Genomic DNA, 9267 nt, shown 5'->3' with positions numbered 1-9267 from the left:
TTTGGCCGTGGGGGCCATTGCCGGCGCCATCTTCGTGTTCATGTTCACGCTGACGCAAAACAAATGGAAGATCGACGATGTGCTGGGCGTGTGGCCGCTGCACGGACTGTGCGGCGTGTGGGGCGGCATCGCAGCGGGCATCTTCGGGCAGAAGGCCCTGGGCGGCATGGGCGGCGTTAACCTGGGTGCGCAAGTGCTGGGCACGGCACTGGTGGTGGGCTTTGCCCTGGTGTCCAGCGTGATTGTTTATGGGGTGCTGAACAAAGTACTGGGCTTGCGGCTGTCGCAGGAAGAGGAATTTGACGGTGCGGACTTGTCGATTCACCGCATCAAGGCCAGTCCGGAGCAAGAGGTCTCGTGGTGACGTGATTCATGAAAAAAGGTAAAAGTGACTGGAGCCTCGGGATAACGTGCTTCAGCCAAAGTCGGGGCATGAAGAAAAATGCACAGCAATCCCCATCAGAAAGACAAGATGACGTACCGCCTTCCCTCCCTCCGCCTTTTGTCATGTGCCTTCGCCACGGCGTTTTGCTGCGCCTCACCAGCCCATGCCATCTTCAACGGGGCCAACACCACCAGCTTCAGCGCGGTGGGTGAGTTGGGCAGCGCCTCTGGGGTGCTCATTGCCGACAACTGGGTGCTGACCGCCGCCCACGTGGGCAATGCGCTGAAGTTGGGGGCTAGCAGTTTTGACTCGCTGGGCGGGATTTCGCTGATCGATGCGGTCTACACCTTCTCTAGCGCGGCGTTTCCCAACAACGACATCGCCTTGGTGCATTTGTCCACCGCGCTGGACACGGCCGTGCCCATCCTCAATGACCAGGTGATCAAGAACAACCAGGCCGCCGCGCTGGGCACGCTGACGATGGCCACGGCCAAGAACCAGCAGCCCAACGGCTTCGCGACCACGCTGGCCTCGGGCACGCTCATCACCAACACGGAGAACAACGTTACCTCTACCGTGAACTGGATCATCACCAATGGCCAGGCCTATTTGCAAGGTGGGGACAGCGGCAGCGCCCTCTTCAAAGGCGCGGTGAGCGACAGTGCCGGGTCCTTGCTCCTGGGCATCGCCTCGGCGGCACTGGTCAACAACACCACGGGGGCCTCGGAAGGGTCGGCTTTCGTGCAGGTGGCCAACTACAAGAGCTGGATCAATGCCACCATGGCCAGCTCGGGCCAACAGGCCGTTTGGGCCTCAAGCGTGCCCGAACCGTCTACCCTGGCGCTGTACGCGCTGGCTGGATTGGCCATTTTGGCCTTCAGGACTGGACATTTTGGACGAAATGGCTAAAATAGCCAAATCGATCGCAAAAGGCGTCCAACATGACCGCACTGACCTTGCGCAACCACCGTGGCGAACAGGTGGAAGTCCCCGAGTTTTCAGCCACCGAGGCTAAAAACAGCTTTGGGCTGGTGCTCGACACAGCTTCCAGCCAAGGCATGGTGGCGATCACCAAACGTGACCGCCCCACCGCCATCGTGCTGTCCATGGACGCCTACCAGGCCTTGCTGGATGGTCAACACCAGCCGCTGGACAGCCTGACGCAAGAATTCGATCACCTTTTGCAGCGCATGCAGGCCTCGGCCTCCCGCGATGCCTTGATGGACGCCTTTGACGCGCCCCCCGATGAACTGGGCCAGGCTGCGGTGGCCTACGCCACATCGACACGCCCTTGATGCGCCATTGTTGACGCACCCCCAGCACTCGGAACATACCGTGCTGCTGCCTTACAAAAAATTCAGAGAGATCCTGCCGTGGCATCAACTGCCCACGTCCCCCGCATATTTGTCTTGGCGGGCACCAACGGTGCCGGCAAGAGCAGCATTGGTGGCGCCAACATCAGGCGCCGTGGGGGCCACTATTTCAACCCGGACGAAGCCGCAGCGGCCATTCGCCGTGCACAGCCGCACCTGAGCGCCACGCAAGCCAACAGCGCTGCGTGGCACGGGGGCAAGCGCCTGCTGCAGCAAGCCATTGCGCAAAAGCTCGATTACAACTTCGAGACCACCCTGGGCGGGCGCAGCTTCACGCGCTTGCTGGAAGACGCCGCCATGCAGGGTTTTGAGGTTCGCCTGTGGTACGTGGGCCTGCTCAGCGCCGACCACCACATTGCCCGCGTCAAAGCGCGCGTGGCCAAGGGCGGACACGACATCCCCGAGGTGGACATCCGCCGGCGCTTTGACCAGAGCCGCCTGCAGTTGATCCAGTTGTTGCCGCACCTGACTGAGCTTCGTGTGTACGACAACACGGTGGAGGCCGATCCTCAGGCCGGCCTGGCGCCGCAGCCTCGGCTGTTGCTGCATTGGCAAGGCGCTCAGCGTGGTCTGGGCGAACCTGGGCGCGTGGCCGCCCCTTTGCAGGCCACCGCCCTGGCCAGCACGCCCGATTGGGCCAAGCCCATCGTGGCCGCTGCCTTCAAGGAAGCCGCCAATCCCTCGATCAGCGTGCCGGCCGTGTCGCCAAAAGGCGTTCGGCCAGCGCGAAATCGCCCGGCCAAGTGAGCTTGAAGTTCTCGAACGCGCCCAGCACCAAGCGTGGCGAGTGGCCCAAGGCCTCGATGGCGCTGGCTTCATCGGTGATGGCTGCTGCGGCCTCAGGGTCGCTCAAGGCGGCGATCAGGGCGGGACGCAACAACCCCAGGCGGAACATCTGCGGCGTTTGGGCCGACCACTTGGCGACGCGGTCCACCGTGCCTTGAATGCGTGGCTCGCCGTTTGAACCAGGCTGGGATGCTTTCAGCGTGTCGGCGACCGGCAGGGCCAGCAGGCCACCCACCTCATCGTCCTGACACTCGTCGATCAAGCGGTTGACCCATTCGGGCTGGATCAGGCAACGGGCCGCGTCGTGGACGAGCACCCAGTCATGAGGCTGGGCGCCACGGGCCAGCAATTCTTCAAGGCCGTTGGCGACGCTTTCAGCCCGTGACGCACCGCCCACGCGGGCCACCCAGGCCCGTCCGCCTTCAAACCCGGGCACATGCTGTTCGAACACGGCATCGGTGGGAGACAACACCACCAAGGTGGCGTCCAGGCGCGGCACCAAGGCCAAAGCCGCCAGAGTGCGCGCCACCACGGACTGGCCTGCCACGGGGTGGTACTGCTTGGGGCCAACCACTCCGGCCCGCTCCCCCACGCCCGCGCAGGGCACCAGCGCAAAACAGCGGGGCTGAAAGTCGTGGGACGAAAAGGTCAAAGGCGTGGGACTGGGCATGCTTGGATTGTCGCCCACCTACAATCAAGCTTCCTTCAGATCAACGCCCGGCCGCAGCCCGCCGCCGGGCGCTTTGTCATTCTCGCGCCGCCCATGTTGCCCTCGCTCAAGCTCCCCTCCATCGCCATTGGCAAACGCTACACCGTGCCGCGCCCGCTGGGCTCAGCCGATGCACTGTTGATCGCCCAGTTTGCCCAGGCCCGCAAAGCGGAAGGCCACGTGACCGCGCTGATCGCTGCTGACCCGGCCGACACGCAACGCCTGATGGACGAGATGGCGTTCTTTGCGCCCGACTTGCGCTGCGCGATCTTTCCCGACTGGGAAACCCTGCCCTACGACACGTTCTCGCCGCACCAGGATTTGATCTCGGAGCGGCTGGCCACACTTTGGCGCGTGCAGCAAGGTGTCGCCGCCGACACGGGCGTGGATGTGGTGTTGCTGCCCGCCACCACCGCGCTGACGCGCCTGGCGCCGCCCTCCTTCCTGGCGGCCTACACCTTCCATTTCAAGCAAAAGCAAAAGCTCAACGAAGCGGCTTTGAAGTCGCAGTTGACGCTGGCGGGTTACACGCATGTCAGCCAGGTCGTCTCGCCCGGTGAATACGCGGTGCGCGGCGGCCTGATCGACCTCTTCCCCATGGGCTCGCTGGTGCCGTACCGGGTTGATCTGTTCGGCGACGAGATCGACTCGATCCGCACCTTCGACCCCGACAGCCAGCGCAGCCTCTACCCCGTGCCCGAAGTGCGCCTGTTGCCGGGCCGCGAGTTCCCGATGGACGAGGATGCCCGCGCAGCCTTCCGCAAGCGCTGGCGCGAAAAGATCGAAGGCGATCCCACCCGGGCACGTCTGTACAAGGACATCGGCAATGGCATGGTGCCCGGCGGCATCGAGTTCTACCTGCCGCTGTTCTTCGACCAGACCGCCAGCATCTTTGAGCACCTGGGCGAAAACGCCGTGCTGGTTCTGCATGGCGAGCTGGACGACACCTTGCGCAAGTTCTGGGTCGAAACGCGCGAGCGCCATCGCTTCCTGCAGCACGATCCAGAGCGCCCCTTGCTGCCGCCCGAAGAGCTGTACCTCAAGACCGAGGATTTCTTTGCGCTGGCAGGCGCCCACGCGCAGTTGTACATCCGCGGCAACGAGGCCGTTGACTGGGCCCGCCCCTTGCCCGATCTGTCGACCGAACGCAATGCGCAAGAGCCTTTGCGCAAGCTGCAGGCGCACCTGAAAAACGCCACGCAGCGTGTGCTGATCATCGCCGAAAGCAATGGCCGCCGCGAGAGCCTGCTGGAGCTGCTGCGCGACCACCAGATCGACCTGCCCAGCGTTGATTCACTGAAGGCCTTCGAGGCCAGTGACCACCGCATGGCGATGGCGGTAGCGCCCTTCGCGGGCGGCTTCATCTGGCAAGACCTGAGTGGCGATGGGGCGCAGCAAAACGCCGGCCTGCAGTTCATCACCGAGACCGAATTGTTCGATGCGGCGCCCACCACGCGCCGCCGCCGCAAGCAGGAGCAGACCACCGACGTTGACTCGCTCATCAAGGATTTGTCCGAGCTGAACGTGGGTGACCCGGTGGTGCACGCCAACCATGGCATCGGGCGTTATCAAGGCCTGATCAACCTCGACCTGGGCACCGGCCCGTCCGAGTTCCTGCACCTGACCTATGCGGACGCGGCCACGTTGTACGTCCCGGTGTCGCAACTGCAGTTGATCAGCCGCTACACCGGCGTCAGCGCCGACGAAGCGCCGCTGCACCGCCTGGGTTCGGGCCAATGGGAGAAAGCCAAGCGCAAGGCCGCCGAACAGGTGCGCGACACCGCCGCCGAGTTGCTCAATCTGTACGCCAGGCGCGCCGCCCGCGAGGGCTTTGCCTTCCGTTTCAGCGCGCAAGACTATGAGGCCTTTGCCGCCAGCTTCGGCTTCGAGGAAACCGCCGACCAGCGCGCTGCCATCCACGCCGTCATCCAGGACATGATCAGCCCCCGCCCCATGGACCGACTGGTCTGCGGCGATGTGGGTTTTGGCAAGACCGAAGTGGCCCTGCGCGCGGCCTTCGTGGCGGTGACGGGCGGCAAGCAGGTCGCGATTTTGGCGCCGACCACGCTGTTAGCCGAACAGCATTACCACAACATCTCCGACCGCTTTTCGCAGTGGCCCGTGCGCGTGGCCGAGATGTCGCGCTTCCGCTCCGCCAAGGAAATCAAGGCGGCGATGCAAGGCCTGGAAGATGGCACCATCGACATCGTCATTGGCACGCACAAGCTGCTGAGCGAGTCGGTCAAATACAAACGCCTGGGCCTGTTGGTGATCGACGAAGAACACCGGTTTGGTGTGCGCCACAAGGAGGCCATCAAAGCCATCCGCGCCGACATCGACGTGCTCACGCTCACGGCCACGCCCATTCCGCGCACCTTGGGCATGGCCATGGAAGGCCTGCGCGATTTGAGCGTGATCGCCACCGCACCGCAACGCCGCCTGGCGATCAAAACGTTTGTGCGATCAGAGTCGAGCGGCGTGATCCGCGAGGCCGTGCTGCGCGAACTCAAGCGCGGCGGCCAGGTCTACTTCCTGCACAACGAAGTCGACACCATCGAGAACCGCCGAGACAAGCTGAGCGAGTTGATCCCCGAAGCCCGCATCGCCATCGCCCACGGCCAGATGCCCGAACGCCAACTGGAACACGTGATGCGCGACTTCGTGGCCCAGCGCTACAACGTGCTGCTGTGCTCGACCATCATCGAGACCGGCATCGACGTGCCCACGGCCAACACCATCATCATGAGCCGCGCCGACAAGTTCGGCCTGGCGCAGTTGCACCAGTTGCGCGGCCGCGTGGGCCGCTCTCACCACCAGGCTTATGCGTACCTGCTGGTGCCCGATGTCGAGGGGCTGACCAAGCAGGCCTCGCAGCGGCTGGAGGCCATTCAAAGCATGGAAGAGCTGGGCAGTGGCTTCTACCTGGCCATGCACGACCTGGAGATCCGCGGCGCCGGCGAGGTGCTGGGTGATAACCAGAGCGGCAACATGATGGAAGTGGGCTTCCAGCTTTACAACGAGATGCTGGGCGAGGCCGTGCGCTCACTGAAGGCGGGCAAAGAGCCCGATCTGCTGTCGCCACTGGGCCTGTTTGGCGGCGGCACCGACATCAACCTGCATGCGCCTGCCCTGCTGCCCGACAGCTATTGCGGCGACGTGCATGTGCGCCTGAGCCTGTACAAGCGCGTGGCCACGGCCGATTCGATCGACAAGATCGAAGCCATGATGGAAGAGATCATCGATCGCTTCGGCAAGCTGCCCGCGCAGGCGCAAACGCTGTTCGACACCCACCGCTTGCGCGTGCAGGCCAAGCCCTATGGCGTGCAGAAGGTCGATGCCACGCCAGGGCTGATCAACATCACCTTCCGGGCCAATGCGCCTGTGGAGCCCATGCGCATCATCGAGTTGGTGCAGAAGAACCGGCACATCAAGCTGGCGGGCAACGACAAGTTGCGTGTCGAAAAATCGCTGAGTGACCCCAAAGACCGGGCGCAATACGTGCGCGATTTGTTGAAATCGCTGGGGCAGCCCATCAAATAAGCACGCACACCCCTAATTTGAATAGCTGTTCGACACCAGCAACACGCTCATCGCCAGCGGCACCTTCTTGGGCACGCTCGGCGGCTTTGCGCACTCGACCTTCGCTGCGGCCATCAGCCCCGGCACGTACAGGCTCGTGGCCACAGGCACGGGCGGGCGTGACTCGTCGCTCAATGTGACATTGAGCTTTGTGAGCGCGGTGCCAGAACCCCAGGCCTGCGTGCGGATGCTGACGGGGCTGGGCGTGGCGGGCCTGGTGGCACGACGTCGTCACTGAAGGATGGGCGTGCGGCGGACAAAGGCGATAATCCCGCCAGCCGCACCCCAACCCGTCAAATCAATGAGCCTCGTCCTCCAGCGCTTCACGCCCCCCTTGAAGCTCAGCGCCTTCAAGGCCATCGCCTTCGACATGGACTCCACGCTGATCAGCATCGAGTGCATCGACGAGATCGCCGACGCCGTGGGCAAGAAGTTTGAGGTAGCCGCCATCACTGAGGCCGCCATGCGCGGCGAAATCACCGACTTCAAGGACAGCCTGACGCGCCGTGTGGCCTTGCTGAAAGGCGTGCCTGCCGAAGCCCTGCAAGAGGTTTATGACCAGCGCTTGAAAATCAACCCCGGTGCGTCCGAGTTGATCAACGCCGCCAAGGCCGCAGGCCTGCAAACGTTGCTGGTGTCGGGTGGCTTCACCTTCTTCGCCGACCGAGTCAAGGCGCGCCTGGGCATGCACGAGGCCTACGCCAACTTGCTGGAGATTGAAGGCGGCTTGCTCACCGGCCGCGTTCTGGGCGACATCGTCGATGGCGAAGCCAAGAAGCAGCACCTGCTGGCCCTGTGTGCCCGTCTGCGATGTGACCCCAAGCTGTCCATCGCCGTGGGCGACGGTGCCAACGACTTGCCGATGATGAGCGTGTCAGGCCTGAGCGTGGCTTACCATGCCAAGCCCAAGGTCCGCGAGCAAGCCATGATCGCCATCAATGATGGTGGGCTGGACCGCGTGCTGGAAGTGCTGATCTAGGCACCGACACCCAGGGGTGCCATCACCCCTGACTGGAGGCAAACGGCGTGGCCTCTGGGGGCTGTGCCGCAGGCAGGCCGCCATTGTTCTCCGAGTGCAGCTTGACCAGCATGGCATCGGCTTTCTGCATGGCCAGCGACAGCACCGAGACGAAGGTGTCGATGTCGGCGGGCGAGTGGTCGGCCATGACCTGCAGCCTCAGCCGCGCCGCATCACGCGGCACCGCCGGGTATTCCACGGCATTGGCAATCGCGCCGCCTGCCAGCAAAAACCTGGACACCATGCGGCATTGCGAAGTGCCGCCCATCAGCACCGGCACCACGGCGCTGGGCACCCCCATCACCGTGCAGCCCAAGGTGGCCAGCTTGGCCCGCAAGGCCATCGTGTTGGCATGCAGTCGGCGGCGACGCTCGGCACCTTCTTCAGAACGAACAATCTCCAGCGCTTTGAGCACCACCAGCGCCTGCACCGGCGACATGGCGTTCGAGAAGGTGTGCGGCCCGCAACCAAAGCGGATCGCCAGCTTCAAACCGGGCTCATTGCTAGCCACGAAACCCCCATTGGACGCGAAGGTTTTGGAGAAGGTCCCGAGGACCACATCGATCTTGCCCAACATGCCCTGCTCCTGGATGGCGCCCAGACCTTCGGGCCCCATGCTGCCCAGGTCGTGCGCCACGTCCACCAACAAGGTGGCTTGATATCGGTGCGCCAGTTCCTGGTGCGCCTTCAGGTCAGGCACGTCCGAGTCCATGGAGAACAGCGATTCGGTGACCACGAGGATGCCGGCAGAGGGGTGGCTCTCGCGCACGGCCATCAGTTGCCGCTCCAGGGCGTCAACCGACAGGTGGTCAAAAGTATGAACATGGCGGGTGGCCGCACGGGCTCCATCTTGAAGGCAGGCGTGGGCCAGGCGATCAATCACCACATGATCGCGGTCGCGCACCAAGGCACGGATGGCGCCATAGCCCGCCGCCCAACCGGTGGGAAACAGCGAGCAGTCTTTCAAGTGCAGCCAGTCGGCCAACTCGCATTCAAGCCGCACCGAGGCTTCGCTGTTGCCCATCAAGGCGGCACTGCCCCCCACGTGCACACCCAACTGCTCTATGGCCTGCACGGCGGCCTGGCGGATCAAGGGATGGCTGGACAAGGACAGGTAATCCTGGCTGCCAAAGTTAACACCTTCGGCCAATGGCCGACCGCGCCGGTCTTTGGCCTGCGCCCACGGCAACACCGCGCCCACGATTTGCTTGGAGAAGGTGTCCAGGCCGTATTCGTCAAGGATGTCCCAGCCCATGGGCAGGATGCTCAAGCGACCCAGCAGAGACTCTGGCGCTGCGGTGGTTTGACGGTTCGCCACCGTTTTGTCCATGAGGCTGATGTAGTCAGCCAAGGTGCCCTGCAGTGCCAGATTCAGTTTGTCCATCCCCCTAATCTATTAGCATTTTCGGAAATTTAT

The 9267-nt window shown here is 63.6% G+C and carries 8 protein-coding genes and 1 pseudogene; 7 read left to right on the top strand and 2 right to left on the bottom strand.

The window, feature by feature from the left end; translation table 11 throughout:
* From H7225_RS03630 to H7225_RS03615, 4 genes and pseudogenes are all read left to right on the top strand, one after another.
* A pseudogene (locus H7225_RS03630) lies at nt 1-364 on the top strand (ammonium transporter); the annotation flags it as partial.
* 108 nt (nt 365-472) lie between these two features.
* Nucleotides 473-1294, top strand: coding sequence for a trypsin-like serine protease (locus H7225_RS03625; protein WP_290659423.1), 822 nt, complete (start codon nt 473-475; stop codon nt 1292-1294).
* 32 nt (nt 1295-1326) lie between these two features.
* Complete coding sequence (locus tag H7225_RS03620; protein ID WP_290659422.1) at nt 1327-1680, top strand: type II toxin-antitoxin system Phd/YefM family antitoxin; 354 nt, start codon at nt 1327-1329, stop codon at nt 1678-1680.
* A 78-nt stretch (nt 1681-1758) separates the two neighbouring features.
* Nucleotides 1759-2505 (top strand): zeta toxin family protein, encoded by a 747-nt coding sequence (locus H7225_RS03615; RefSeq protein ID WP_290659421.1) that lies wholly within the window; start codon nt 1759-1761, stop codon nt 2503-2505.
* Here the strand turns inward: H7225_RS03615 and ispD are convergent.
* Nucleotides 2444-3214: a 2-C-methyl-D-erythritol 4-phosphate cytidylyltransferase gene (gene ispD, locus H7225_RS03610; RefSeq protein ID WP_290659420.1), complete on the bottom strand. Its 771-nt coding sequence runs from the start codon at nt 3212-3214 to the stop codon at nt 2444-2446. The genes H7225_RS03615 and ispD overlap by 62 nt on opposite strands.
* Nucleotides 3215-3307: 93 nt before the next feature.
* Here ispD and mfd point away from each other — a divergent pair, with 93 nt between their 5' ends.
* The 3 genes from mfd (at nt 3308) to serB (ending at nt 7811) form a co-directional block, all read left to right on the top strand.
* Complete coding sequence (mfd, locus tag H7225_RS03605; RefSeq protein ID WP_290659419.1) at nt 3308-6793, top strand: transcription-repair coupling factor; 3486 nt, start codon at nt 3308-3310, stop codon at nt 6791-6793.
* A 67-nt stretch (nt 6794-6860) separates the two neighbouring features.
* Entirely contained in the window at nt 6861-7070 is a 210-nt protein-coding gene (locus H7225_RS03600) for a hypothetical protein (RefSeq protein ID WP_290659418.1), read from the top strand.
* 63 nt (nt 7071-7133) lie between these two features.
* Nucleotides 7134-7811: a phosphoserine phosphatase SerB gene (gene serB / locus H7225_RS03595; RefSeq protein WP_290659417.1), complete on the top strand. Its 678-nt coding sequence runs from the start codon at nt 7134-7136 to the stop codon at nt 7809-7811.
* Between the two features lie 22 nt (nt 7812-7833).
* Here serB and H7225_RS03590 read toward each other — a convergent pair whose 3' ends face one another.
* A complete protein-coding gene (locus H7225_RS03590) occupies nt 7834-9234 on the bottom strand; it encodes an aminotransferase class I/II-fold pyridoxal phosphate-dependent enzyme (RefSeq protein ID WP_290659416.1) in 1401 nt (466 codons plus the stop codon).
* Nucleotides 9235-9267: the final 33 nt, after the last annotated feature.

This window comes from Aquabacterium sp., from assembly GCF_014378415.1.
Classification (GTDB): Bacteria; Pseudomonadota; Gammaproteobacteria; order Burkholderiales; family Burkholderiaceae_C; genus Aquabacterium.
The sequence above is the reverse complement of the archived record's forward strand: the minus strand, read 5'-3'. Positions and strand labels throughout refer to the sequence as shown.

What these genes read in the sequence shown, in the direction of transcription:
- H7225_RS03625 (WP_290659423.1), top strand. Translation starts at nt 473, where the DNA reads ATGACGTACCGCCTTCCCTCCCTCCGCCTTTTGTCATGTGCCTTCGCC.
- H7225_RS03620 (WP_290659422.1), top strand. Translation starts at nt 1,327, where the DNA reads ATGACCGCACTGACCTTGCGCAACCACCGTGGCGAACAGGTGGAAGTC.
- ispD (WP_290659420.1), bottom strand. Translation starts at nt 3,214, where the DNA reads ATGCCCAGTCCCACGCCTTTGACCTTTTCGTCCCACGACTTTCAGCCC.
- mfd (WP_290659419.1), top strand. Translation starts at nt 3,308, where the DNA reads ATGTTGCCCTCGCTCAAGCTCCCCTCCATCGCCATTGGCAAACGCTAC.
- serB (WP_290659417.1), top strand. Translation starts at nt 7,134, where the DNA reads ATGAGCCTCGTCCTCCAGCGCTTCACGCCCCCCTTGAAGCTCAGCGCC.
- H7225_RS03590 (WP_290659416.1), bottom strand. Translation starts at nt 9,234, where the DNA reads ATGGACAAACTGAATCTGGCACTGCAGGGCACCTTGGCTGACTACATC.